The 22248-nt window shown below is 65.8% G+C and carries 25 protein-coding genes and 1 pseudogene; 8 read left to right on the plus strand and 18 right to left on the minus strand.

Annotated features, from left to right (window positions below; genetic code table 11):
* Positions 1 to 115, plus strand: a pseudogene (locus tag VGC77_RS19345) (IS110 family transposase); the annotation flags it as partial.
* A gap of 984 nt (positions 116 to 1099) precedes the next feature.
* Here the strand turns inward: VGC77_RS19345 and VGC77_RS19350 are convergent.
* The 3 genes from VGC77_RS19350 to VGC77_RS19360 are packed head-to-tail and all read right to left on the minus strand — an operon-like array spanning position 1100 to position 3037.
* Positions 1100 to 2065, minus strand: a complete 966-nt coding sequence (locus VGC77_RS19350; protein WP_331173191.1) for a tripartite tricarboxylate transporter substrate binding protein — start codon at positions 2063 to 2065, stop codon at positions 1100 to 1102.
* A gap of 15 nt (positions 2066 to 2080) precedes the next feature.
* A complete protein-coding gene (locus VGC77_RS19355; RefSeq protein ID WP_331173192.1) occupies positions 2081 to 2539 on the minus strand; it encodes a MaoC family dehydratase in 459 nt (152 codons plus the stop codon).
* 9 nt (positions 2540 to 2548) lie between these two features.
* Positions 2549 to 3037: an FAS1-like dehydratase domain-containing protein gene (locus VGC77_RS19360; RefSeq protein ID WP_331173193.1), complete on the minus strand. Its 489-nt coding sequence runs from the start codon at positions 3035 to 3037 to the stop codon at positions 2549 to 2551.
* A 90-nt stretch (positions 3038 to 3127) separates the two neighbouring features.
* Between VGC77_RS19360 and VGC77_RS19365 the strand changes: the two genes are divergently transcribed.
* Both VGC77_RS19365 and VGC77_RS19370 read left to right on the plus strand, forming a co-directional pair.
* A complete protein-coding gene (locus tag VGC77_RS19365; RefSeq protein ID WP_331173194.1) occupies positions 3128 to 3898 on the plus strand; it encodes an IclR family transcriptional regulator domain-containing protein in 771 nt (256 codons plus the stop codon).
* Positions 3899 to 4364: 466 nt separating this feature from the next.
* Complete coding sequence (locus tag VGC77_RS19370; protein ID WP_331173195.1) at positions 4365 to 4868, plus strand: YbaK/EbsC family protein; 504 nt, start codon at positions 4365 to 4367, stop codon at positions 4866 to 4868.
* Here the strand turns inward: VGC77_RS19370 and VGC77_RS19375 are convergent.
* Positions 4855 to 5103 carry a hypothetical protein gene (locus tag VGC77_RS19375; RefSeq protein ID WP_331173196.1) on the minus strand — a complete coding sequence of 83 codons (249 nt, stop codon included), beginning with the start codon at positions 5101 to 5103 and terminating at the stop codon, positions 4855 to 4857. The two genes, VGC77_RS19370 and VGC77_RS19375, sit on opposite strands and share 14 nt — an antisense overlap.
* On the minus strand, positions 5057 to 5329 hold the full coding sequence (locus VGC77_RS19380; RefSeq protein ID WP_331173197.1) for a hypothetical protein: 273 nt from the start codon (positions 5327 to 5329) through the stop codon (positions 5057 to 5059). The genes VGC77_RS19375 and VGC77_RS19380 overlap by 47 nt, the downstream gene beginning before the upstream one ends.
* Before the next feature lie 173 nt (positions 5330 to 5502).
* On the opposite strand from VGC77_RS19380, the gene VGC77_RS19385 reads away from it, so the two are divergent.
* Genes VGC77_RS19385 through VGC77_RS19400 form a run of 4 tightly spaced genes read left to right on the plus strand, consistent with a single transcriptional unit; the run spans position 5503 to position 7720 of the window.
* Positions 5503 to 6867, plus strand: coding sequence for an oligosaccharide flippase family protein (locus VGC77_RS19385; protein ID WP_331173198.1), 1365 nt, complete (start codon positions 5503 to 5505; stop codon positions 6865 to 6867).
* A 52-nt stretch (positions 6868 to 6919) separates the two neighbouring features.
* Complete coding sequence (locus VGC77_RS19390; protein WP_331173199.1) at positions 6920 to 7153, plus strand: hypothetical protein; 234 nt, start codon at positions 6920 to 6922, stop codon at positions 7151 to 7153.
* On the plus strand, positions 7150 to 7440 hold the full coding sequence (locus VGC77_RS19395; protein WP_331173200.1) for a type II toxin-antitoxin system RelE/ParE family toxin: 291 nt from the start codon (positions 7150 to 7152) through the stop codon (positions 7438 to 7440). Before VGC77_RS19390 ends, VGC77_RS19395 begins: the two co-directional genes overlap by 4 nt.
* Before the next feature lie 22 nt (positions 7441 to 7462).
* Positions 7463 to 7720 carry a CopG family antitoxin gene (locus tag VGC77_RS19400; protein ID WP_331173201.1) on the plus strand — a complete coding sequence of 86 codons (258 nt, stop codon included), beginning with the start codon at positions 7463 to 7465 and terminating at the stop codon, positions 7718 to 7720.
* A gap of 508 nt (positions 7721 to 8228) precedes the next feature.
* Here the strand turns inward: VGC77_RS19400 and VGC77_RS19405 are convergent.
* The 4 genes from VGC77_RS19405 to VGC77_RS19420 form a co-directional block, all read right to left on the minus strand.
* Positions 8229 to 9017 carry a 3-hydroxybutyrate dehydrogenase gene (locus VGC77_RS19405; RefSeq protein ID WP_331173202.1) on the minus strand — a complete coding sequence of 263 codons (789 nt, stop codon included), beginning with the start codon at positions 9015 to 9017 and terminating at the stop codon, positions 8229 to 8231.
* A gap of 75 nt (positions 9018 to 9092) precedes the next feature.
* Entirely contained in the window at positions 9093 to 10238 is a 1146-nt protein-coding gene (locus VGC77_RS19410) for a patatin-like phospholipase family protein (protein ID WP_331173203.1), read from the minus strand.
* 90 nt (positions 10239 to 10328) lie between these two features.
* Positions 10329 to 10838, minus strand: a complete 510-nt coding sequence (locus tag VGC77_RS19415) for a CAP domain-containing protein (RefSeq protein WP_331173204.1) — start codon at positions 10836 to 10838, stop codon at positions 10329 to 10331.
* Between the two features lie 4 nt (positions 10839 to 10842).
* Positions 10843 to 11106, minus strand: a complete 264-nt coding sequence (locus VGC77_RS19420) for a hypothetical protein (RefSeq protein WP_331173205.1) — start codon at positions 11104 to 11106, stop codon at positions 10843 to 10845.
* 27 nt (positions 11107 to 11133) lie between these two features.
* Between VGC77_RS19420 and VGC77_RS19425 the strand changes: the two genes are divergently transcribed.
* Complete coding sequence (locus tag VGC77_RS19425) at positions 11134 to 13179, plus strand: multicopper oxidase family protein (protein ID WP_331173206.1); 2046 nt, start codon at positions 11134 to 11136, stop codon at positions 13177 to 13179.
* A 42-nt stretch (positions 13180 to 13221) separates the two neighbouring features.
* Here the strand turns inward: VGC77_RS19425 and VGC77_RS19430 are convergent, their stop codons facing one another.
* From VGC77_RS19430 to cysG, 9 genes are all read right to left on the minus strand, one after another.
* Complete coding sequence (locus tag VGC77_RS19430) at positions 13222 to 14271, minus strand: sulfate ABC transporter ATP-binding protein (RefSeq protein WP_331173207.1); 1050 nt, start codon at positions 14269 to 14271, stop codon at positions 13222 to 13224.
* Positions 14261 to 15154, minus strand: a complete 894-nt coding sequence (cysW, locus tag VGC77_RS19435; protein WP_331173208.1) for a sulfate ABC transporter permease subunit CysW — start codon at positions 15152 to 15154, stop codon at positions 14261 to 14263. The genes VGC77_RS19430 and cysW overlap by 11 nt, the downstream gene beginning before the upstream one ends.
* Before the next feature lie 4 nt (positions 15155 to 15158).
* A complete protein-coding gene (gene cysT / locus VGC77_RS19440) occupies positions 15159 to 15995 on the minus strand; it encodes a sulfate ABC transporter permease subunit CysT (RefSeq protein WP_331173209.1) in 837 nt (278 codons plus the stop codon).
* 406 nt (positions 15996 to 16401) lie between these two features.
* Complete coding sequence (locus VGC77_RS19445; RefSeq protein ID WP_331173210.1) at positions 16402 to 17391, minus strand: sulfate ABC transporter substrate-binding protein; 990 nt, start codon at positions 17389 to 17391, stop codon at positions 16402 to 16404.
* A 123-nt stretch (positions 17392 to 17514) separates the two neighbouring features.
* On the minus strand, positions 17515 to 18246 hold the full coding sequence (locus VGC77_RS19450; RefSeq protein WP_331173211.1) for a phosphoadenylyl-sulfate reductase: 732 nt from the start codon (positions 18244 to 18246) through the stop codon (positions 17515 to 17517).
* Positions 18246 to 18758: a DUF934 domain-containing protein gene (locus VGC77_RS19455; protein ID WP_331173212.1), complete on the minus strand. Its 513-nt coding sequence runs from the start codon at positions 18756 to 18758 to the stop codon at positions 18246 to 18248. Before VGC77_RS19455 ends, VGC77_RS19450 begins: the two co-directional genes overlap by 1 nt.
* Positions 18745 to 20397 (minus strand): nitrite/sulfite reductase, encoded by a 1653-nt coding sequence (locus VGC77_RS19460; protein ID WP_331173213.1) that lies wholly within the window; start codon positions 20395 to 20397, stop codon positions 18745 to 18747. Before VGC77_RS19460 ends, VGC77_RS19455 begins: the two co-directional genes overlap by 14 nt.
* Positions 20398 to 20405: 8 nt before the next feature.
* Positions 20406 to 20720: a DUF2849 domain-containing protein gene (locus tag VGC77_RS19465; protein ID WP_331173214.1), complete on the minus strand. Its 315-nt coding sequence runs from the start codon at positions 20718 to 20720 to the stop codon at positions 20406 to 20408.
* Positions 20717 to 22162: a siroheme synthase CysG gene (gene cysG, locus VGC77_RS19470; protein ID WP_331173215.1), complete on the minus strand. Its 1446-nt coding sequence runs from the start codon at positions 22160 to 22162 to the stop codon at positions 20717 to 20719. The genes VGC77_RS19465 and cysG overlap by 4 nt, the downstream gene beginning before the upstream one ends.
* Positions 22163 to 22248 lie beyond the last annotated feature (86 nt).

Consider the following 22248-nt stretch of genomic DNA (forward strand, 5'->3'; position numbering starts at 1 on the left):
GCGCCTGATCAGCGCTGGTAAGCCCAAAATGGTCGCCCTGATCGCCGTCGCCCGAAAGCTCCTCACCACCCTCAACGCAATCCTGCGGGACAATCAGCCATGGCAAAACGCTTGACAACCAAGACAGTCGCTGAGGCGCCCAAGCGTCTTCGCGAGGGCCTCGAAGGATGCGGCCACCAACGGCGGCGGTCGCCAAGCGCGTGTCGGCGCCAAGCGCGTGTCGGCGCCCAAGCGCCCGCGGCCATCCTTCGAGACACCCGGCTTCGCCCTGCGGGCTATGCCGGGTTCCTCAGGATGACGCCTGTGGGTAGCGCGAGACGCCAAGCGGCAGAACAGCCGCGGGACCCGCAACCGCCTCGCTGCCGTCATCCTGACTCGCAACGCTTTCTGACTCGCAACGCTTTGCCGCCGTCATCCTGACTTCACAGCCGCTTTGCCGTCATCATCCTGACTCGCAGCCGCTTCGCCGTCATCCTGAGGCGCCCGAGCGCAGCGAGGGCCTCGAAGGATGCGGCCGCCAACCCTGCGGTCGCCAAGTGCTGCGGACGCCAAGCGCGTGTCGTCGTCAGGCGCCCGTAGCCATCCTTCGAGACACCCGGCTTCGCCCTGCGGGCTACGCCGGGTTCCTCAGGATGACGCCTGTGGGTGCCGCGAGACACCAAGCGGAAGAACAGCCACGGGACCCGCGACGGCCTCGCTGCCGTCATCCTGACTCGCAACCGCTCTGCCGCCGTCATCCTGACTCGCAGCCGCTTTGCCGTCATCATCCTGACTCGCAGCCGCTTCGCCGTCATCCTGAGGCGCCCGAGCGCAGCGAGGGCCTCGAAGGATGCGGCCGCGAAAGGCTGCGGCCGCCACCCCCCGCGGTCGCCAAGCGCGTGTCGTTACTAAGTGCGTGTCGTCGCCAGGCGCGTGCCGTCAAGCGCCCGTGGCCATCCTTCGAGACACCCGGCTTCGCCCTGCGGGCTACGCCGGGTTCCTCAGGATGACGGCGCGTTTGAAGCAGGCGGCGCGGCGTCGCCTCGCGGCGCCTGTCCCACTCCCGCGGCACGTTGGCGGCGCGCCCGCTCCGCCGAAGCGTCGCCTCGCAGCGCCTATCTCACTCCAGCGGCACGTTGGCGGTGCGCACCACGTCGTGCCATTTGGCGATCTCGCTGTCGACGAAGGCGCCGAACGCGGCGCCGGTCAGGGTGCCGGGCTCGACCGACAGCGTGGCGAATTTCTCCTTGGTCTCCGGCTTCGCCAGGATCCGGGCCATCGCCGCGACCAGCTGCTGATAGGCCGGATTGTCGTGCGCCTGCGGCATATACAGCCCGAACCAGCCGATCGACTCGAAGCCCTTCAGCCCGGATTCATCCAGCGTCGGCACGTCGGGCAAGGCCGGGGCGCGCGTCAGCGTGGTCACCGCCAGCACCCGGATCACGCCGCCCTGCGCCGCCGGGATCACCGTCGTCAACGCGTCGAACATGATCGGGATGTGACCGCCGATCAGATCGTTCATCGCCGGCGCCGCGCCCTTATAGGGAATGTGCACGATGTCGATGCCGGCCATCTGCTTGAACAATTCGCCGGACAGATGATTGGCGCCGCCGATCCCGGTCGAGCCGAACGAGTACTTGCCGGGCGACTGCTTGGCCATCGCGATCAACTCCTGCACGCTGTGCGCCGGAAAATCCTTGGTGACGATCAGCGCATTGGCGGCCGAGGCGACCTCCGCGACCGGCGAAAAGTCCTTCCGGGTGTCGTAGGGCAGCTTGCGGTACAGGCTGGGATTGATGACGTGGTGGGTGGCGGTCAACAGCAGCACGCTGCCGTCCGGCTCCGACTTCGCCACCGCGTCGGAGCCGATGGTGCCGGAGGCCCCGGCGCGGTTCTCCACCACCGTGGTGACGCCGAGTTCGTCGCCGAGATATTTGGCCACGAAGCGGGCCAGGATGTCGGTGGTGCCTCCGGCCGGAAACGGCACCACGATCCTGATCGATTTGACCGGGTAGGATTCAGCGGCGGCGGCTCCGCCGAGCCCCGCGAGACAAAGCAGCAGCAACAGGCACGCCAGCTTCTTCATTCCCACCCTCCACGCTCACCCCGCCTGGTGAGGCTGCGCCTCGCGGGGGAATTCCACCATCGCCTCGCCAGTGGCGACGTCGTCGCCATGCTGATTGCGTACCAGCACCTCGATAATAACCCAACGCGAGCGTTCCGTCGTCTGTTTTGACTTGATGATCCCCTGCGGACGGATGGTATCACCGGGCTTGACCGGCCTGACCCAGCGGGTTTCCAGGCGGCGATGAACCGCGCCGGCGGGATCGGCCCAATCCGTGATCATGCGCGTGATCAGCCCGAAATTGTTCATGCCGTGCATGATGATGCCGCCGAAATTGGTCTTGCCGAAATCGCCCTTCATGTAATTGTCATCGAGATGCAGCGGATTGTAGTCCAGCGAGCCGTCGCAAAACAGCCGGATCGAGTCGCGGCTGACGGCGAATTCCGGGCCGACGATGGCGTCGCCGGTGGCGAGAGCTTCGAATGTCGTGGTCATCGCGTCCTCCTATTTCGGCCGGATGGTGTGGCCGCGGCCGGAACAGATTACCTCGCCGTGCTGATTGAAGAACACGTTGTCATGGACCACGAACAGCCGGTCGCGGCGGATGAATTTGTCGAGCGCGCGGGCCTGCAGCGTGATGGTGTCGCCGGGCCGCGCCGGGACGTTGTAGCTCCAGGACTGCCCGGCATTGACGGTACCGGGCGTGCGCATCCAGTCGTCCGCCGGGGTGCAGGCGAACAACAACAGGGTGTGAATCGAGGGCGGCGCGATCAGCCCGCCGTAGCGCGAGGCCCGGGCGATCTCCTCGTCGAAATACAACGGGTTGGTCTCGCCGACCGAGCGGCAATACAGCTCGATGGCGTTTCGGGTCAGCAGGTAGGGCAGCGTCTTGCGCGGCACTCCGGGGATAATGTCGTCCCAAACTTTTCTTAAATTGGCGTCTTTCCAAAAATCCGTTTCGAAAGCCTGCTGCAACTCTGCGGTCCTCCTCATGGTCGCCCAGCGAACTTTGTAGTCGATTTACGCGAATAGTGCGACTATAACTCCCCGCTGACAAGGGTTCTTACCAAGGGGACTTGGGCTATGCCGAAGGAAAGCGATGGATTCGTCCGCGCGATCGCACGAGGGTTCTCGGTGGTCGAGGCGCTGGGACGTCCGCCCGGGCGCCACACATTGTCCGAAGCGGCGGTGGCCGCCGGGCTGAACCGCGCCACCGCGCGGCGCATGCTGGCGACGCTGGTGGCGTTGAACTATTGCGAGGTCGAGGGCCGTTACTTCAGCCTGCGGCCGCGCGCGCTGGGGCTCGGGCTGTCCTATCTCAACGCGCTGCCGTATTGGGGCTACGCGCAGAGCGCGCTGGAAGACCTGCGCAACGAGATCGGGGAATCCTGCGCGCTGGCGGTGCTCGACGACGACGAGATCGTCTATGCGCTGCGGCTGCCGGCGCGACGCATCCTGTCGGCCAATCTCGGCATCGGCAGCCGGCTGCCGGCGCATGTGGTGTCGCTCGGCCGGGTGCTGCTGGCGGCGCTGCCGCCCGACAAGCTGCAGGCCTATCTGGCGAAGTCGCCGCTGCGCAAACTGACGCCGCGCACCATCGTCGATCCGGCCGCCTTGATTGCGCAGCTGCAAAGGACCCGCGAGCAGGGCTACGCCTGGATCGACGGCGAACTCGACCCGGCGATCTGCGGCATCGCGGTGCCGGTACGCGATCACCGCGGCGCCGTGGTGGCGGCGGTCAGCATCAACACCATCGCCGGCTCGATCGACGAGGATGGTGCCAAGCAGCGCTTCCTCACCGCGCTGCGCCGCACCGCGCAGGACATCCAGAGCCAGACCGCCGCGGCGGCGTGAGCCGCGGGCCTTGTTACCGGGGCGAGGCCGACGACCGCTGCGGCCGCAACGCAACGCGCCGCAACGACCGCGGCTCGACCCCGACCGCGGCGCGACCGGGATGGCGTTTCCTCGACCCGCGATCCGCGCCGGCGGTGATCGGGCATGATCGTTTTGCGCAAAACCCAGCGAGCGCGTTTCGCGCTGCCGCGATGCCGCGCTCGCGTATTGGCGCCCAGCGACCCCGGCCCGAGAGCTCCGGTTCTGATCAAATCAGAACCGGAGCTCTCGATTGTTATTTTGACGCATTTTCCTCACGCGAACCGGGATCCACTTCGCTCGAAAACGCTATAGAGCTATTCCGGTTCTCATCAAATCAGAACCGGAGCTCTGGATTGTTATTTTGCCGCGTTTTCTTCACGCGAACCGGGATCCACTTCGCTCGAAAACGCTATAAGTAACCCCGCCGCATAAGTGATCCCGCCGCATGAGCCTTGCATCGGTCCGCGCCTACTTCGCCGCACAGGCCCCCGACATCGCCGTGCTGGAATCGCCGAGGAGTTCGGCGACGGTGGCGCTGGCGGCCGAGGCGCATGGCGTGGCGCCGGCCGAGATCGCCAAGACGCTGTCGCTGCGGGTCGGCGAGCGGGCCTTGCTGCTGGTGACCAGCGGCACCGCGCGGCTCGACAACAAGAAGGCCAAGGCGGCGTTCGGCGGCAAGGTGAAGATGCTGAATGCCGACGAGGTGGTGGCGATCACCGGCCACGACGTCGGCGGGGTCTGTCCGTTCGGACTGAAAACACCGCTGCCGGTGTATTGCGACGTCTCGCTCAAGGCCTTCGCCGTGGTGTTGCCGGCGGCCGGCTCGACCCACAGCGCGGTGCGGATCGCGCCGGAGCGGATGGCGCAACTGACCGCCGCCGAATGGGGCGACGTCTGCCAGCCGGCGGCCGAGATCGCCGCGGCGGTCTCTCCCGCTACAGCCCGCTGAGGTCGCTCGGCACCTCGCCGAACGCGCGCAGCAGCACCGCGTCGGAAAATTCTCCCAGCATCGGATCGCCGCTGCGGCTGAACGCCACCGCGCCGATATGGCCCTCGACGTGCGAAAGTGCCTCGGCGCGCATGATCGCGGCGTGCGCGCTGGTGCATTCGGTGCCCTCGCGCGCCGCCGGGCCGTCGTCATCCAGCCCGAACGGCAGCGCCACGTAATACGTCACATCCGCCATCATCGCCTCCTTTATTGACCGACTTTACTGACCGACGCCCGGCGCCGCGCGCGAAGCCGCGCGACACCGCCGCATGGCATTGCCCAAGCTCGTATTCCAGATATTCATTGGCCAGGATCAGCGCGCGAATCGTCGAGCGCAGATCGCCGCCGCAGGCGGCGATCGCCGCATCGGCGGCGCCGTCGAGGGGATCCGGCAACAATTCGGGCGCGGGGCGGTCGGGCATCGGTCGATTCCATCGTCGCCGCAATAATGTTCTTGTTTTGTTCGATTGTCAAGATCGGCCGGCCAGCGATGCGGGGCGCGCCCGTCCAACGCTCTCTTAACGCCTGCCTGCTACATTCTATTTGATGCGCCGCCCGGCCCGCGGCGCCTGGAGGCTGCCGCGCAGTGGCTCTGATGCACGCTCCCCCTGGCTCTGCCACGCTGCATGCCGGCTGGCGCGCGCGGCTGAAGGCGATGTTCGGCGGCGGCAGCGAGGCCGCGCTGACCAACCGGCTGGCCGGCACCATCTTCATCATCCGCGTGGTCAGCGCCGCGCTGGCCTATCTGTCGCAAGTGTTGCTCGCGCGCTGGATGGGCGGCGCCGATTACGGCACCTACGTCTACGTCTGGACCTGGGTGCTGCTGCTCGGCTCGATGCTGGATTTCGGCTTCGCGGTGTCGTGCCAGAAGATCATTCCGGAATATCGCTCAGCCGGCGCGCATGCGCTGCTGCGCGGCTTTCTGTCCGGCAGCCGCCTGGCCTGTTTCGCCGCCTCCGCCGCGGTGGCGCTCGGCCTCGCCGGGCTGGTGCGCGCGCTGTCGCCGTGGCTCGACGCCGCGGCGATCGTGCCGTTGTATCTCGGCTGCCTGACGCTGCCGGCCTTCGTGGTCGCCAACACCCAGGACGGCATCGCCCGCTCGCACGACTGGATGCGGCTCGGCTTGATGCCGCAATTCATCGTCCGGCAATCGCTGATCATGGGGTTCACCGCGGGCGCGGTGCTGCTCGGCTGTCAGCTCGGCGCCGTGACCGCGATGATCGCAAGCTGCGCCGCGGTGTGGATCGCGATGGCCGGCCAGATGATCCTGCTCAACCGCCGGCTGAAGGCGACGGTCGATCCCGGCCCGAAGGCCTATGATTTTCGCTCGTGGCTTGCGACCTCGCTGCCGATAATGATGGTTGAAGGCTTCTACCTGCTGCTGTCCTATATCGACGTCTTGGTGCTGCAACATTATCGCTCGGCGCAAGAGGTCGGGGTGTATTTCGCGGTGATCAAGACGCTGGCGCTGGTGTCGTTCATCCACTACGCGATGTCGGCGGTCACCGCGCATCGCTTCAGCGAGTATCACGCCGCCGGCGACAAGGCCCGGCTCGCCGCCTATCTCAGCCACGCCATCAAATGGACGTTCTGGCCGTCCCTGGCCGCGACGCTGGTGCTGTTGGCGCTCGGCAAACCGCTGTTGTGGCTGTTCGGGCCGCAATTCGTCGGCGGCACCGACATCATGGCGATCGCCGCGATCGGCCTCGTGGTGCGCGCCGCGATCGGCCCGGTGGAGCGGCTCCTGAACATGCTGGGGCAGCAGAATCTCTGCGCGCTGGCCTATGCGCTGGCGTTCGCGGTGAATTTCCTGCTGTGCGTCGCGCTGGTGCCGCGGTTCGGCGGCCTCGGCGCCGCCGCCGCCACCTCGCTGGCGCTGACGTTCGAAACCGCGCTCTTGTTCTGGATCACCCGCCGGCGGCTCGGCCTGCACGTGCTGGCGTTCGGCAACAGCGGCTGAGGACGCGGGGCGAAGACTGGTCCGAAATCCTTCCCGGTGATATAATGCGGGAATGAGCAAAGCCGACCTCGAACTTCTGATGCAGCGCGTCCAGACCTGGCCGGAGGCGGCTCAGCAGGAATTGGTCGCGGTCGTCGAGCAGATCGAAAGCGAACTGCAGCGTGATCACTATGTCGCGACGGCCGACGAGTTGCGGGTGATTGACGCCGCGGCGGCTTCGATCGACGCTGGCGAAGTCGCGACGACCGAGGAAATCGAGGCGCTGTTCGCAAAATTCAGACCATGAAGCTGGTCTATTCGCGGCGCGCCCTGGCTGATCTGGAAAAGATCGCCGCCTACTACCTCGAACACGCCAGCCCAACGATTGCCGAATCTATCGGTCTGCAATTGGCACGCGTCATTGAGAGGATCGTGCAAACGCCGGACGCAGCCCCTCGCCTCTCGCAACGCTCGCGGGTCCGGGTCGCCACGGTGGTTCGTTATCCGTACCGGATCTTCTATCGCACCCGTGATGATACGATCGACATTTTGCATATTCGACATACATCGAGGCGCCCCTTCGAGGCTAAGTAGTCCGCAAAGGAGATCGCGCATTATGAAAAAGAAGCTGCCAAAGCTGAGAAGTGACGCCGCCGCCGAGGCCTTTGTCGCCGAGGCCGACCTCACGCAATACGATCTCTCCGACATGGTGCCGATGCAATTCGAGATGAAGCCGAAGAATAAATCGGTCAATCTTCGCTTGCCGGCACAATTACTCGCCGCCGTGCAGCAACGCGCCAAGCAGGCCGGGATTCCCTATCAGCGCTACATCCGCATGGCGCTGGAGCGGGCGTTGCAGGCACCGAAGTCATAGGCGTTGCAGCATGGCGCCCCCGCCGCCCCTTCGCCGCACACCGCGCCGTCATCCTGAGAGCCTGACCGAAAAAGCAGCGAGCAAAATCAGGGTTTTTGTCATTGCGAGCCGGGGACGGCGCGTACGCCGGCCGAGAGGCGAAGCAATTCAGGGGCCGCAAGCGTGGCCCTGGATTGCTTCGTCGCAAGAGCTCCTCGCAATGACGCGTTTAATGCCTAATTTCATTGATCGCTTCTTGAGTCGGACTCTGAGGAGCCGGGCGAAGCGCAGCGAAGCCGGGCGTCGCGAAGGATGCGCCGCGCAGGCTTGTTGCATGATCCTTGTTGCGAACCTTGTCGCCCATCCTTGTTGCGTCATCCTTCGAGGCGCGCCGACGAGGTGCTTCCGTTGTCACTAAGCAAGCCGCACGGCGCGCACCTCAGGATGACGGCGCCCGGCTCGCGGCAACGCGGCGCGGCGCCCTTGCAGAACGGTCACGCTCAAGCAACAGCGCGGTGCCCCCTCGCCGCTACGCCGCGGTCCAGCCGCCGTCGATCGAGAGGTTGGCGCCGGTGATTTGGCTCGCGTCATCGCCGCACAGATACAATGCCAGCGCCGCGACCTGTTCGGCGGTGACGAACTGCTTGGTCGGCTGCGCCTGCAGCAGCACGTCGTTGATCACCTGGTCCTTGGTGAGATTGCGCGCCTTCATGGTGTCGGGGATCTGCTTCTCGACCAGCGGCGTCCAGACATAGCCCGGCGAGATGCAGTTCACGGTGATCTTGAATTCCGCGAGCTCCAGCGCCGCGGTCTTGGTCAGACCGGCGATGCCGTGCTTGGCGGCGACATAGGCCGACTTGAACGGCGAGGCCACCAACGAATGCGCCGAGGCGGTGTTGATGATGCGGCCCCAGCCGCGCTTCTTCATGCCGGGGATCGCGGCGCGGATGCCGTGAAACGCCGACGAGAGATTAATGGCGATGATGGCGTCCCATTTCTCGATCGGAAACGCCTCGATCGGCGACACGAACTGGATGCCGGCATTGTTGACCAGCACGTCGACCGAGCCGAAGGTCTTTTCGCCGAACGCGATCATCTCGGCGATCTCGGCCGGCTTCAGCATGTCGGCCGGCGAATACACCGCCTTGACCGAAAAATCGCTTTCGATCTTGGCGCGCTCGCGCTCGATGTCGGCGGCTTCCCCCATGCCGTTGATCACCACATTGGCGCCGGCGCCGGCGAAGGCGCGCGCATAAGCGAGGCCAATGCCGCTGGTCGAGCCGGTCACCACCGCGGTCTTGCCTGTCAACGTCCCCATTGGCTGCTCTCCTCGTGCTGTGATGGCGTGCGGCGGCACCGCGACGCGGGCCGCGATGGCTGGGTCGGCAAACCGCTATTTGAACGCCTCTTTGGTGAGATCGAAGGTCACCATGGTCTCGCCGTGCTGCGGCGGCTGCAGCCAGTCCGGATGCCGCATCGACAGATGCACGTCCTGCTCACCGGATTTCCAGTGTTCGACCATGTTGAGGCGGGAGAAATCATAGTCCTTCGAGGAGGCCTCGTAATTGCGCTTGCGATAGATCAGGTGCACCACGCTGACGGTGTTTTCCTCCGCGGCCTCGTGCAGGATAGCGTAGGCCGGATCGTTGCGCAATTCGTCGGGCAGTTTGTCGATCAGATCGCGCAGCGCCTTGCGGGTGTTGTGGATCTGCTTGTTCTTGTCGGTGTTCATCCTTGTGCGGCTGGAAAACCGGATATCTTTCTCGCGTTCGGCGGCTTCCAGCAGGGTTTCCGGCAGCCGGCCGCGGGCGCTGAACAGATCGACCTGGAAGATCAACAGATCGTCGACGGTCTCCTGCTCCAGCACGTAGTCCAGCGGCGTGTTGGAGGCGATGCCGCCGTCCCAGTAGAATTCGCCGTCGATCTCGATCGCCGGAAAGCCCGGCGGCAGCGCCGCCGACGCCATGACGTGCTCGGCGCCGATCTTCTGCCTTGTGTTGTCGAAATAGCAGAAATTGCCGGAGGCGATGTTGACCGCGCCGATGCTGAGCCGCGTAGTGTTGGCCCGGGCATTGATGCGGTCGAAATCCACCAGCCGCTCCAGCGTGCCGCGCAGCGGCGTGGTGTCGTAATAGCTCAGCGAGGTCAGATCCGGCGGCGGAAAGAACTGCGGCGGCGGGAATCTGGGCGTAAAGAAGCCGGGCACGCCAAACGCCGCGGTCAACGCCGCGCTGGTCTCGTTGAACAGCGAATGCACCCGGTCGTCGTGCAGCAAGGGCTGCCACGGCACCGGCGAAGACGCCAGCTCCCAGAATTCCTTCAGCTTCGCCACCCGCTGCTCGCGCGGATTGCCGGCGATGATCGCAGCGTTGATGGCGCCGATCGAGATGCCGGCGATCCATTGCGGTTCGAAATCGTGGTGACACAGCGCCTGATAAGCGCCGGCCTGATAGGAGCCGAGCGCGCCGCCGCCTTGCAGCACCAGCACGCGGCGGCCTTCGGCGGGATGCGAAGCCGGCTTGGCGACAGCTGTATCCATCGGGGCCCCATCGGATCGTGGGAAGCACGGCGCAAAGTGCCGCGCGACGGCGGCGGCGTCAATCGCGTCGCGCCGAATGTTTGCGCGGGCTCAGCTCGGCTCGGTGGAGGCCAGGATCAGCGTCCAGAATACCTTGTATTTGGTATTCGGCGCATAGCTCGCCGCGATGCCGAGTTTTGTGACACCGGATTTCAGCATGTTGGCCTTGTGCGGCGGGGAATCCCGCCAGCCGGAGAACGCTTCGGCGAGCGTGTGGTAACCGGCGGAGACGTTCTCCACCGCTAGCGTCGCCGGATAGCCGCCGGCATTGAGCCGCTGCGGCAGCGGCGCCTTGACGTTGTGGTCGAGCTTGTTGCGCCTGGCCATGGTCATCGACTGGTCTTCCGCCAGCGCCACCAGCGCCGGATCGACCACCACCGGGCCGAGCCCGTTGTTCTGCCGGTACAGCGAGATCATCGAGGCGGCGGCCTGCGGATCGAGCTTGGCGCCGCCATTGGCCATGCTGAGATACATCGCCGGCTCTTCGACGCTCGGCGCGACCTCGCCGGCGCAGCCCGCCAGCAGCAACAGGCCGAAACCGGCCACGACAACCCGCAACATTGAATCAAATCCCCCAGGCAAGGCGGTGGTTGTTGCACGCCAACCATGGCTGAAAGGTGAACGCTGCGGGATTTCGCCGCCCGGCCGTCATGGTCCGGCCGAAACGTCCGCCGCCGCGCCCGGCCGCGACGCCGGCGCCGGCAACCACCACGGCGTTCTCAACGCAGCGCGTTTTGAACCCCGGCGCTTTTTCCACGACAGACGTTCTGAACGACTGGCTTTCTGAACCGAACTGGCTTTCTGGACGAGATGGTGTCCCGGACGACATGGCTTCCCTGACCCAAGGAGCGAGATCGTGCCCAAGCTGTTTTTGCTGTTCGCCGCTTTGCAGATCGTCACATTCGCCGCCGCCGCCCGCGCGCAGCAGCCGCTGAATGCGCCGCGGCTGTTCGAAAATCCGCCGGAACTCAGCCCCGCCCCGACGCTTCGCGCGCCGGGGCTGCGGACGCTGTCGTTGCAGCCCGCCGGCACCCCGCAGACCGAGGTGACCTACAACCTCAACGTCGCCTTCAGCAACGACGCGACGATCGACAACCCGTCGACCGGAACCCCGGACAAGGTGCTGCTGCGGACCTATAACGGCAACCTGACCGCGCCGACCCTGGCGGTGACGCCGGGTCAGACGGTGCGGCTGCGGCTGCACAACAAATTGCCGGCGGAGAGCGAGGCCGATTGTCCGCCGCCGAACGGCCGCAGCCATATCCTGCCGACCTGCTTCAGCATCACCAACATGCATTTCCACGGCCTGCATGTCTCGCCGGCCGGCAACAGCGATAATGTGCTGCTGGAAATCGGTCCCGGCCAGAATTTCGAATACGAAGTCAACGTCCCCGCCGACCACCCGGCCGGCACCTTCTGGTACCACGCCCACCGCCACGGCTCGACCGCGCTGCAGGTCTCCTCGGGGATGGTCGGCGCCTTGATCATCCGCGGCCACCGCAGCGTCGCGCAGCGCGACCTGCGTGGCGGCTTCGCCGATATCGACACGGTGTTGCGCCGCGCCGACAACCAGGCGCCGCTTGCGGAAAACGTCATGCTGTTCCAGCAGATCGCCTATGCCTGCTTTGCGCCGAACAGCGCCACGCCGCTGACCACCACGCTGCCGGGCGGCGGCACGGTGTGGTCGTGCCCGCCCGGCCAGGAAGGCATCGTGCAATATTATCCGACCCAGTTCGGGCCGCCGAGCTGGCCGGCCTCCGGGCACTACACCATGATCACCGGGCAGATGCAGCCGCGATTCGGCAATTGGGGCGGCGCCGGCACGCCGATCCGCGCCGGCGAGATTCAGCGCTGGCGCATGATCCATGGCGGCGTCCGCGACACCATCAACGTGCAACTGGTCAAGGCGGTGGGGCTCGCCGACGACGGCAGCGCGCAAAGTGCGGCGCCCGATCCGCAGCTCGGTGCGCAGGGCCAGCTCGACTGGGTGGCGCAGCATTGCGGCGCGGACGCCGTCACGGTGCCGCAGTGGGAATTCGCCGTCGACGGGCTGACCCGGCGCAGCGCCACGGTGAAGCCGAACAACTTCCTGCAGCCGGGCTATCGCAGCGACGTGCTGGTGGCGTTCCCGCAGGCCGGGATCTACTGCATCCTCGATCAGGCGGCGCCGGCCACCGCGCTGGTCAATCCGCGGCCGGAAGGCAAGAGCCGGCGGCTGCTCGGCCTGGTGCGGGTGCAAGGCGGCACGCCGGTCGCCGGCGACCTCGCCGGCTACATCCAGCAACAGTTGCAGGCCGCCAATCCCGGGCTGCCCGCCGACGTCGCCCAGCAGCTCGGCGGCGGCGACCTGTCGGTGTTCACCCCGAGCAGCGAGCTGCCGACGGATCAGATCGCGCAGACCCGCCACGTCGCCTTCAACATCGTGCTGCCGCCGGGCAATCCGCCCAACATCCCGGCGCGTTTCGAGATCAACGATTCGATCTACAATCCGGCGCGGGTGGATTTCACCGCGCAGCTCGGCACCATCGAGGACTGGGACGTCACCTCGAAACTCGCGGGGCACGTGTTCCATATCCACGTCAACCCGTTCCAGATCGTCGATATCAAGAACGCGGCCAACGCCTCGATCTTCGGCGCCGACGGCAGTTGCAGCGAGCCGCAGAACGATCGGGAATATTGCGACCTGAAGAACGTCACCCGCGACACGCTGTTCATCAAGCAGGGCTATCACGCCATCCTGCGCACCGCCTATGTGCGCTATATCGGCGAATATGTGATGCATTGCCACATCCTCGATCACGAGGACCAGGGCATGATGCTGAACGTCGCGGTGGTGCCGGAAGGCGCCAATGCGCTGGACAGCGGCGCGCTCGCCGCGACCACCGGGCATGGTCAGCACTGAGCGGCGCCGGGCGCTGAACGGCGCCGAAGCGGTTGAGAGAGTCTAGCCGCCCTCGGCGAAAATCCGGTAGCGCCGCGGCTGCAGGCTGACGATGTCGCCGGGTTTCAGGTCGCGGTCGCGCGGCGCGTCGATCTCGATCAGCGTGCCGTCGCCGGCGGCGTTGAGCAGGATGTCGGCGCGCTGCGTCGGGCCGAAGGCGCGCACATGCTTCACCGCGCCTTCCAGCGCGCCGGAGCCGGACGGGCCGACCGCCAGATCGTGGCGGCGGATGAACAGTTTCGACGGTCCCGGCCGGGCGTCGCGGGAATCCAGGTTGAGCTCGTGGTCGCCGAGCCGCACCCGTCCGTCGCGGATGTCGACCGGCAGCACGATGGATTCGCCGATGAAGCCGTGCACGAAGGCGGTCGCCGGGTCCTCATAGACGTCGCCGGGGCTGCCTATCTGCTCGATCCGGCCCTTGTCCATCACCACCACGCGGTTGGCGACTTCCAGTGCCTCTTCCTGGTCGTGGGTAACGAAGATCGAGGTGACGTGGATCTCCTCGTGCAGCGTGCGCAGCCATTTGCGCAGCTCCTTGCGCACCTTGGCGTCGAGCGCGCCGAACGGCTCGTCGAGCAACAGGATGCGCGGCTCGATGGCGAGTGCGCGGGCCAGCGCGATGCGCTGGCGCTGGCCGCCGGAGAGCTGGCTCGGATAGCGGTCGGCGAGCCAGTCGAGCTGCACCAGGTCCAAGAGATCCTTGACCCGCGCCTTGATCTGCGCCTCGGATTTGCGGATCGCGCGCGGCTGCACCCTGAGGCCAAAGGCGACGTTTTCGAACACGCTCATGTGGCGGAACAGCGCGTAGTGCTGGAACACGAAGCCGACATGGCGCTCGCCGGCGCCGCGCGCCAAGGCGTCCTCGCCGTCGAACGATACCGAGCCGGCGTCCGGCCAGTCGAGCCCGGCAATGATCCGCAGCAGCGTGGTCTTGCCGGAGCCGGACGGGCCGAGCAGCGCCAGCAGTTCGCCGGTCTCGACGCGGAGGTCGACATTGTCCAGCGCGGCGAAGGCGCCGAAGCGCTTTACGATATTGCGAACCTCAATCGTCACGGTGCGGCCGTCCTTCCTCGATCTGGCTTTCCAGAATGGTCTTGGCGATCAGCGTCACCAGCGCCAGCAGCGCCAAGAGCGAGGCGATCGCGAACGACGCCACCAGCTGATACTCGTTGTACAGAATTTCCACCAACAGCGGCATGGTGTTGGTCTCGCCGCGGATATGCCCGGAGACCACCGAGACCGCGCCGAATTCGCCCATCGCCCGCGCATTGCACAGCAGCACGCCGTACAGCAGGCCCCATTTGATGTTGGGCAGCGTCACCTTGACGAAGGTCTGCCAGCCGCGGGCGCCGAGCGAGATCGCCGCCTCTTCTTCCTGCGAACCCTGCTCCTGCATCAGCGGGATCAGTTCGCGCGCCACGAAGGGGAAGGTGACGAAGGTGGTGGCGAGCACGATCGCCGGCACCGCGAACAGGATGTGGACGCCGTGCGCCATCAGCCACGGCCCGAAGAAGCCCTGCGCGCCGAACAGCAGCACGAACACCAGGCCGGAGATCACCGGCGACACCGAAAACGGCAGGTCGATCAGCGTCACCAGGAAGGTCTTGCCGCGGAATTCGAATTTGGCGATCGCCCAGGCCGCGGCGATGCCGAAGATCAGGTTGAGGCCGACCGAAATCACAGCGGTGACCAGCGTCAGCCAGATCGCCGCCAGCGCTTCGGGATCGGTCAGCGACGACAGATAGAAGCCGATGCCCTTGGCGAAGGCTTGCGAAAACACCAACAGCAGCGGCAGCACCACGAAGATGGTGAGGAAGGTCAGCGCAAAGCCGATGATCAGCCCGCGCACCAGCCGCGGCTCGCTGCGGGAATCCCGCTTGGCCAACGGCACCGCCTTGGCCGCAGCCGGGATCGAGGTGGTGGTTGCGATGGTCATGGCCTCACCCCACCGACAGCGCACGGATCTGCGCCCAGCGTTGCAGCCGGTTCAGCAGGAAGATGATCAGGAACGAGGTCACCAGCATCACCACCGCGATCGCGGTGGCGTCGGCGTAGCGGAATTCCGACAATCGGATCACGATCAGCAAAGGCGCGATCTCCGAGACGTTGGGCAGATTGCCGGCGATGAAGATCACCGAACCGTATTCGCCGACCGCGCGCGCGAACGCCAGCGCAAAGCCGGTGAGGATCGCCGGCGTCAGCGACGGGATGATCACCCTGGTGATGATCTGCCAGCGCGAGGCGCCGAGGCAGGCCGCGGCCTCCTCCAATTCGACGTCGAGATCGATCAGCACCGGCTGCACGGTGCGCACCACGAAGGGAATGCCGATGAAGATCATCGCCAGAAAGATGCCGAGCGGGGTGAACGCCACCTTGATGCCGAGCGCCGCCAGCGGCGCGCCGAGCCAGCCCTGCTGCGCGAACAGCGTGGTCAGCGCGATGCCTGCCACCGCGGTCGGCAGCGCGAAGGGAATGTCGACGATGGCGTCGAAGATCCGCCGTCCCGGAAAGCGGTAGCGCACCAGCGCCCAGACGATCAACAGCCCGGCGCCCAGATTGACCAAGGCGGCGGCGAACGCCAGCCCGAACGAGATCTGCAAGGCATGCAGCGTGCGATTGCTGGTCACCGTGTCGATGAATTGCGACAGGCTAAGTTCGGTGGTCTTGACGAACAGCCCGCCCAGCGGAATCAGGATCAGCAGCGACAACCAGGTCAGCGTCAGCCCCATGGTGAGGCCGAATCCCGGCAGCGCGGAATGTCTCGAGGCCGCGCTCATGTTGAACTCCGGGGCACGCGGCTGTTTCCCCTCCCCCTTGCGGGGAGGGTGGCCCGGCGAAGCCGGGTCGGGTGGGGGAACAACGAATGCCGTGCGTGCGGCACCCCCACCCCGGCCTCCGCTTGCCGACGCTGCGCGTCGGCGTCGCTCGGCCGACCCTCCCCGCAAGGGGGAGGGATTAGTCGAGCGCCGCGATCAAACAAATCACCTCGCGACAACGTCACCTCTCCCCGCTTGCGGGGAGAGGTCGACCGGCGGAGCGCAGCGATGCCGGTCGGGTGAGGGGGCGTCTCACCCAGGCCGGACTCGGTGAGGCGCCCCCTCACCCCAACCCTCTCCCCGCAAGCGGGGAGAGGGAGCGCGCTGCCGCGGTCGATCAGCATCGGATCACTTTCAAGTCGGACATTCAGTTCTTGTAGATCTTATCGAACACGCCGCCGTCGCTGAAGTGTTCCTTTTGCGCCTTGGTCCAGCCGCCGAACACGTCGTCGATGGTGAACAGCTCGACCTTGGCAAAGGAGTCGGCATATTTCTTGGCCACCGCGGCGTCGCGCGGCCGGTAGAAATTGCGCGCGGCGATTTCCTGGCCTTCCGGGGTGTACCAGTATTTCAGGTAAGCCTCGGCGGCGGCGCGGGTGCCCTTCTTGTCGGCGACGCTATCGACCACCGCGACCGGCGGCTCGGCCAGGATCGACACCGACGGCGCCACGATCTCGAACTTGTCCTTGCCGAATTCCTTCACCGCCAGATAGGCCTCGTTTTCCCAGGCCAGCAGCACGTCGCCGACGCCGCGCTCGACGAAGGTTACGGTGGAGCCGCGCGCCCCGGTGTCCAGCACCGGCACGTTCTTGTAGACGTTGCCGACAAATTCCCGCGCGCCTTCCTCGTTGCCGGATTTCTTCAGCGCATAGCCCCACGCCGCCAGATAGTTCCAGCGGGCGCCGCCCGAGGTCTTCGGGTTCGGCGTGATCACGCTGACGCCGGGTTTGGTCAGATCGTCCCAGTCCTTGATCGCCTTCGGGTTGCCCTTGCGCACCAGGAACACGATGGTCGAGGTGTAGGGCGAGGAGTTCTGCGGCAGCTTGGTCTGCCAATCCTTGGCGAGCAGCCCCTTGTTGGCGATGGCGTCGATGTCATAGGCCAGCGCCAAAGTGACCACGTCGGCCTGCAGCCCGTCGATCACCGAACGCGCCTGCGCGCCGGAGCCGCCATGCGACTGCTTGATCTCGACGCTCTTGCCGGTATCCTTCTGGTAGACCGCGGCGAACGCCTTGTTGAAATCGGTGTAGAGCTCGCGGGTCGGATCATACGACACGTTGAGCAGCGAGACGTCCGCGGCCATCGCGGAGCCTGCCCAGAGAAGTCCCGCAATCACGGGAAGAAAACGACGGACCATATTACTCTCCATTGGCCGGAGGACATCATTGTCTTTGACGGCGAAGGTCGGAAACTCCTGGAGAACCGCAGTCGAGTCAACGAAACCAGATTTCATTGTTAGCAGCGATGCAGCGCCAATATCCTACGAAGTCTTCATCGTATGAATGCCGCATTCCGTCTTGGCGCGTCCGGCCCAGCGGCCGGCGCGGGCGTCCTCGTGCGACGCGGTCCGGCTGGTGCAGGGCATGCATCCGACCGACAGAAAACCCGATGCGACGAGCGGATGCGGCGGCAGCTTGGCGGTCGCGTAGATCGCCTCGATGTCCTCGCGCGACACATTGGCGAACGGATTGAATTTCAACCGCTCGCCGTCCTCTTCGACCACCGGAATGTCGGCGCGCAGCCCGCCCTGGAAGCGCTTGCGGCCATTCAGCCAGCCGCGGAACGGCTTAAGCGCACGACGCAGCGGCTCGACCTTGCGGATGAAGCAGCATTTGTCCGGATCGGAGAACCACAGGTCGCGCTCCGGATCGTCGCGGTCGAGCGCGTCTTGCTGCGGCTTGATCGAGCGCACGTCGGTCAGGCCAAGCTGCGCGATCAGCGTATCGCGATAGGCCAGCGTCTCCTCGAACAGCCAGCCGGTGTCGAGAAAGATCACCGGGATCGACGGATCGACGTCCGCCATTACTTTCAACAGCGCCGCGGATTCGGTGCCGAACGACGACACCAAGGCGAGTTGTTCGCGACCGAGCGCCTGCAGCGCCGCGGCGATCACTTCGGCGGGCGAAGCGTCGCGCAGCGCCTGATCGAGCGCCTGCGCCGACGGCAGCAACGCCGCCGGTTGCGGCAGGGATTGCGAGGCAAGATCGCTCATCAGTTGGCGCTTTCCGAATGCCGCAACTGCAGCCGGCGCTGCAAGGCGCTGATCCGGCCGTCGCTGCTCGGCTGATAGAACACCGTGTAGCGCTTGGCGGTGGCGGCGAAGGCCGCGGCGTCGGCGTCCTTCTTTACCTCGAAGGCATCGAAGCCGTTGCGCAAGAGAAACACGAACTGGTCGCGCAGGATCTGCCCGGTGGCGCGTAATTCGCCGCGAAAGCCGTAGCGTTCGCGCAGCAGCCGCGCCTGAGTGTGCGCGCGGCCGTCGCGGAAAGTCGGAAACACCAAAGCCACCGCCGACAGCCGATCGAGATACGGCACCAGATCGTCGACGCTGCGATTGTTCGGCCAGATCACGCCGAGCGGGCTGTTGCGGCCGATCAGCGCCTCGGGATCCTTGAGAAACCGCGCCGCCGACACCAGCACCGCGCCGTCGAGCGGCAGCTCGGCGTCGTCGGCGACATGCACGAACGGATCGGCGACCGTCGTTGCGTTCTTAACGAGTGGCATAGACGCGCTCCTTGAAAGGCTCGACCCCGAGACGCTGCACGGCGTCGATGAACAATTCGTCGGGCCGCTGCCGCAACGCCAGATAGGCTTCGACCAGATCTTCGACGACGTCGGCGACGTCGGCGTAAGGCACCGCCGGGCCGATCAGGGTGCCGACCACCGCGCCCTCGTCGGCGCGGCCGCCGATTGTGATCTGGTAGAATTCCGCGTCGTTCTTCTCGACGCCGAGAATGCCGATATGGCCGACGTGATGATGGCCGCAGGCGTTGATGCAGCCGGAAATGTTGATGTGCAGCCGGCCGATCAGATTGGCGGTCTCGTTGGAAAACCGCCGCGTCAGTTCCTGCGCGATCGGGATCGAGCGCGCATTGGCCAGCGAGCAGTAATCCAGCCCCGGGCAGGCGATGATGTCGGTGACCAGATTGACGTTCGGCGTGGCCACGCCAATCCGATCCAGCGCCTGCCACAGCGCCGGCAGGTCGCGCCGGGCGACGTGCGGCAGCACCAGATTCTGCTCATGGCCGACGCGGATTTCGCCGAACGAGTATTTTTCGGCGAGGTCGGCGATGGCGTCCATCTGCTCGGCGGTGGCGTCGCCGGGAGGTGCACCGACCGGCTTCAGCGACAGCGTGACGATGGCGTAGCCCTGCTGCTTGTGCGGCGCGACCGAATTGCCGAGCCAGGCGGCGAAGCCGGGATCGGCCGACGCCTTGGTCAGCTCATCGGGATGATCCGGCAGTTTTTCATAGTCCGGATAGGTGAAGCGCGAGCGGATCTCCTCGATCATGGCGTCGTCGAGCGTCAGCGGCCCGTCGCCGATCTGCTTGAACTCCTCCTCGACTTCGGCTGCGAATTTCTCGAGGCCCAGTTCGTGCACCAGGATCTTGATCCGCGCCTTGTAGATATTGTCGCGGCGGCCGTACTGATTGTAGACCCGCAGGACCGCCTCGACATAACTGAGAATGTCGCGGCCCGGCACGAACGGCTTGATCACCTTGCCGATGAACGGGGTGCGGCCGAGCCCGCCGCCGACCAGCACTTCGAAGCCGGTTTCGCCGTCCTCGTTCTTGCGCAGCCGCAGGCCGATATCGTGGATCTTGATCGCGGCGCGGTCGTGATCCGACGCGGTGATGGCGAATTTAAACTTGCGCGGCAGGAACGAGAATTCCGGATGCAGCGTGGTGTATTGCCGCATGATCTCGGCCCAGATCCGCGGGTCCTCGACCTCGCCGGGCGCGACGCCGGCCCATTGGTCGGCGGTAATGTTGCGGGTGCAATTGCCCGAGGTCTGCATGGCGTGGATGCCGACTTCGGCGAGATCGGCCAGGGCGTCGGGCAGATCGGCGAGCTTGATCCAGTTGAACTGGATGTTCTGCCTTGTGGTGAAATGGCCGTAGCCACGGTCGTATTTGCGCGCCACGTGGGCGAGCTTGCGCATCTGCTCGGCCGACAGCGTGCCGTAGGGGATCGCCACCCGGAACATATAGGCGTGCAATTGCAGATAGACGCCGTTCATCAGCCGCAGCATCTTGAACTCGTCTTCGGTGATCTCGCCGGCGAGCCGGCGCTGCACCTGATCGCGGAATTCGGCGACGCGCTCGTTGATCAGCGTGCGGTCGATGGCATCATAAGCGTACATAGCAAGCCTTACACGGTCGCAGGAATATCGATGGTGACGCCGGTGCGGCGGATCTGTTCGCGCAGATTGCCGGGGACGATCGCGCCATGATCGTCGAGGCCCACCGGGGCGATGTAGGCGCCGACCGCGCCGACGTCGTCGGCCACCGCTTCGGCGAGCAGCGCGCGCGCGGCGTCGGCGTCGCGCACCACCGCGGCACGGGCCAGATCGGTCGACCAGTCATGCGCCGCGGTGCGCCAGATCACCGCGCCATCGAAGGTGCGGTTCGCGGTCACCACCGAGGGTCCGGTGATCTTGATTTTCTGTTGCAGAGGAGAGGTCATTCAGCAGCCGCCAACATTTCCGAGAGTTTTTGCGTGAGTGGGGTGAAGGGGTGTGAGTTCGAATCGGTATCGTGCCATGGCGCCGCATGCGCCACGACGTCGCCGATGATCAGGATCGCCGGCCCGCCCTCGACCTGCGCGACGAGATCGAGCAACTGATCGAGCGTGCCGAGCGCGGCTTTGGAATTCGGTCGGGTGACGCGGGCGAACACTCCCGCCGGGGTCAGCGGCGAACGGCCGGCGGCGAGGAGTCCGGCGCGGATCTGCGCCGCGGCGCTCATGCCCATATAGACGACAAGCGTCGTCTTCTCGTCGGTCAATGCCGAGAAGTCGATCGCCGCGACATCCTTGGCCGCGTGCGCGGTGAGCAGGCTGACGCGCAGCGCTTCGTTGCGAAACGTCAGCGGCACGTCGAATTCGGCGGCGGCACCCAGCGCCGCGGTGATGCCCGGCACCACCGAATAGGAGATTCCGGCGTCGCGCAGCGCGGCGATCTCCTCGCCGCCGCGGCCGAACAGCAGCGCATCGCCGCCCTTCAGCCGCACGCAGCGCTGCCCCAGGTTTGCCGCAACAATCAGCCGGCGGTTGATTTCGTCCTGGCCGATGCCGGGCTGCCCGGCTCGGCGGCCGACCGACACCAGCGTGGCGTCGCGGCGCGCGCGGTCGAGCACTTCTTGTGAGACCAGATCATCATAGAAGATGGTATCGGCGTCCTGCAGCGCCCTCAGCGCCTTCAGCGTCAACAGATCCGGATCGCCCGGCCCGGCGCCGACCAAAGTGACATGGCCGGGCTGCGCGGCACCCGCGAAGTCGGAGGGATTGTCGATATTTTCCAGGAGGTTATCGGCCTGGTTGGGGTGTCCGGCGAGGACCTGCGCGCCGATCGGGCCATCGACCACCCGCTCCCAGAATTTGCGACGCAGCGCAAATTGCGGAATCCGCTGATGAATAGTCTTGCGCCAGCGGCCGATGAAGCCGGCGAGCTCGCCGATCCGCGACGGCAATAGCGCCTCGATCTGCTGGCGCAGCCGCCGCGCCACCACCGGCGAGGCGCCGCCGGTGCCGATCGCCACCACGACGTCGCCGCGATCCACGATCGCGGGCATGATGAAGCTGGAATTGTCGATATCGTCCATGACGTTAACGGGAATGCCGTGAGCCCGCGCGCGCGCCGCCACAGCCGCTCCGAGATCGCCGGCGCCGGCGCAGAACACCGCGATCACGCCGGTCCATTCGGCGGCCAGCGGATCGCCGTCGACGAACGCGATCTGCCCCTGCCCGGGCTCGATGCCGCCGAGTTCACGATATCCGTCAATCGCGTAGCAGCGAATGCTCGCCCCGGCCGCCAGCAGCAGCCGCAGCTTGGCGCGCAGCAGCTCTCCGCCGCCGATCACAAGGACCGGACCGCGGCGCAGGTCGAGGAACACGGGCAGAAATCGCATACAGACTCCGCTCCCCGGAACAGCGGGGTTGACTGGAATTATTTTCTATATATGTGTCTTTCATCGGCCGCAAAGAGAAATTTATT

The organism is Rhodopseudomonas sp. (assembly GCF_036404135.1).
Classification (GTDB): domain Bacteria; phylum Pseudomonadota; class Alphaproteobacteria; order Rhizobiales; family Xanthobacteraceae; genus Rhodopseudomonas_A.

Coding starts and splice junctions, on each gene's coding strand:
- VGC77_RS19350 (WP_331173191.1), bottom strand. CDS start 2,065: ATGAAGAAGCTGGCGTGCCTGTTGCTGCTGCTTTGTCTCGCGGGGCTC.
- VGC77_RS19355 (WP_331173192.1), bottom strand. CDS start 2,539: ATGACCACGACATTCGAAGCTCTCGCCACCGGCGACGCCATCGTCGGC.
- VGC77_RS19360 (WP_331173193.1), bottom strand. CDS start 3,037: ATGAGGAGGACCGCAGAGTTGCAGCAGGCTTTCGAAACGGATTTTTGG.
- VGC77_RS19365 (WP_331173194.1), top strand. CDS start 3,128: ATGCCGAAGGAAAGCGATGGATTCGTCCGCGCGATCGCACGAGGGTTC.
- VGC77_RS19370 (WP_331173195.1), top strand. CDS start 4,365: ATGAGCCTTGCATCGGTCCGCGCCTACTTCGCCGCACAGGCCCCCGAC.
- VGC77_RS19375 (WP_331173196.1), bottom strand. CDS start 5,103: ATGGCGGATGTGACGTATTACGTGGCGCTGCCGTTCGGGCTGGATGAC.
- VGC77_RS19380 (WP_331173197.1), bottom strand. CDS start 5,329: ATGCCCGACCGCCCCGCGCCCGAATTGTTGCCGGATCCCCTCGACGGC.
- VGC77_RS19385 (WP_331173198.1), top strand. CDS start 5,503: ATGCACGCTCCCCCTGGCTCTGCCACGCTGCATGCCGGCTGGCGCGCG.
- VGC77_RS19390 (WP_331173199.1), top strand. CDS start 6,920: ATGAGCAAAGCCGACCTCGAACTTCTGATGCAGCGCGTCCAGACCTGG.
- VGC77_RS19395 (WP_331173200.1), top strand. CDS start 7,150: ATGAAGCTGGTCTATTCGCGGCGCGCCCTGGCTGATCTGGAAAAGATC.
- VGC77_RS19400 (WP_331173201.1), top strand. CDS start 7,463: ATGAAAAAGAAGCTGCCAAAGCTGAGAAGTGACGCCGCCGCCGAGGCC.
- VGC77_RS19405 (WP_331173202.1), bottom strand. CDS start 9,017: ATGGGGACGTTGACAGGCAAGACCGCGGTGGTGACCGGCTCGACCAGC.
- VGC77_RS19410 (WP_331173203.1), bottom strand. CDS start 10,238: ATGGATACAGCTGTCGCCAAGCCGGCTTCGCATCCCGCCGAAGGCCGC.
- VGC77_RS19415 (WP_331173204.1), bottom strand. CDS start 10,838: ATGTTGCGGGTTGTCGTGGCCGGTTTCGGCCTGTTGCTGCTGGCGGGC.
- VGC77_RS19420 (WP_331173205.1), bottom strand. CDS start 11,106: ATGTCGTCCGGGACACCATCTCGTCCAGAAAGCCAGTTCGGTTCAGAA.
- cysW (WP_331173208.1), bottom strand. CDS start 15,154: ATGACCATCGCAACCACCACCTCGATCCCGGCTGCGGCCAAGGCGGTG.
- cysT (WP_331173209.1), bottom strand. CDS start 15,995: ATGAGCGCGGCCTCGAGACATTCCGCGCTGCCGGGATTCGGCCTCACC.
- VGC77_RS19445 (WP_331173210.1), bottom strand. CDS start 17,391: ATGGTCCGTCGTTTTCTTCCCGTGATTGCGGGACTTCTCTGGGCAGGC.
- VGC77_RS19450 (WP_331173211.1), bottom strand. CDS start 18,246: ATGAGCGATCTTGCCTCGCAATCCCTGCCGCAACCGGCGGCGTTGCTG.
- VGC77_RS19455 (WP_331173212.1), bottom strand. CDS start 18,758: ATGCCACTCGTTAAGAACGCAACGACGGTCGCCGATCCGTTCGTGCAT.
- VGC77_RS19460 (WP_331173213.1), bottom strand. CDS start 20,397: ATGTACGCTTATGATGCCATCGACCGCACGCTGATCAACGAGCGCGTC.
- VGC77_RS19465 (WP_331173214.1), bottom strand. CDS start 20,720: ATGACCTCTCCTCTGCAACAGAAAATCAAGATCACCGGACCCTCGGTG.
- cysG (WP_331173215.1), bottom strand. CDS start 22,162: ATGCGATTTCTGCCCGTGTTCCTCGACCTGCGCCGCGGTCCGGTCCTT.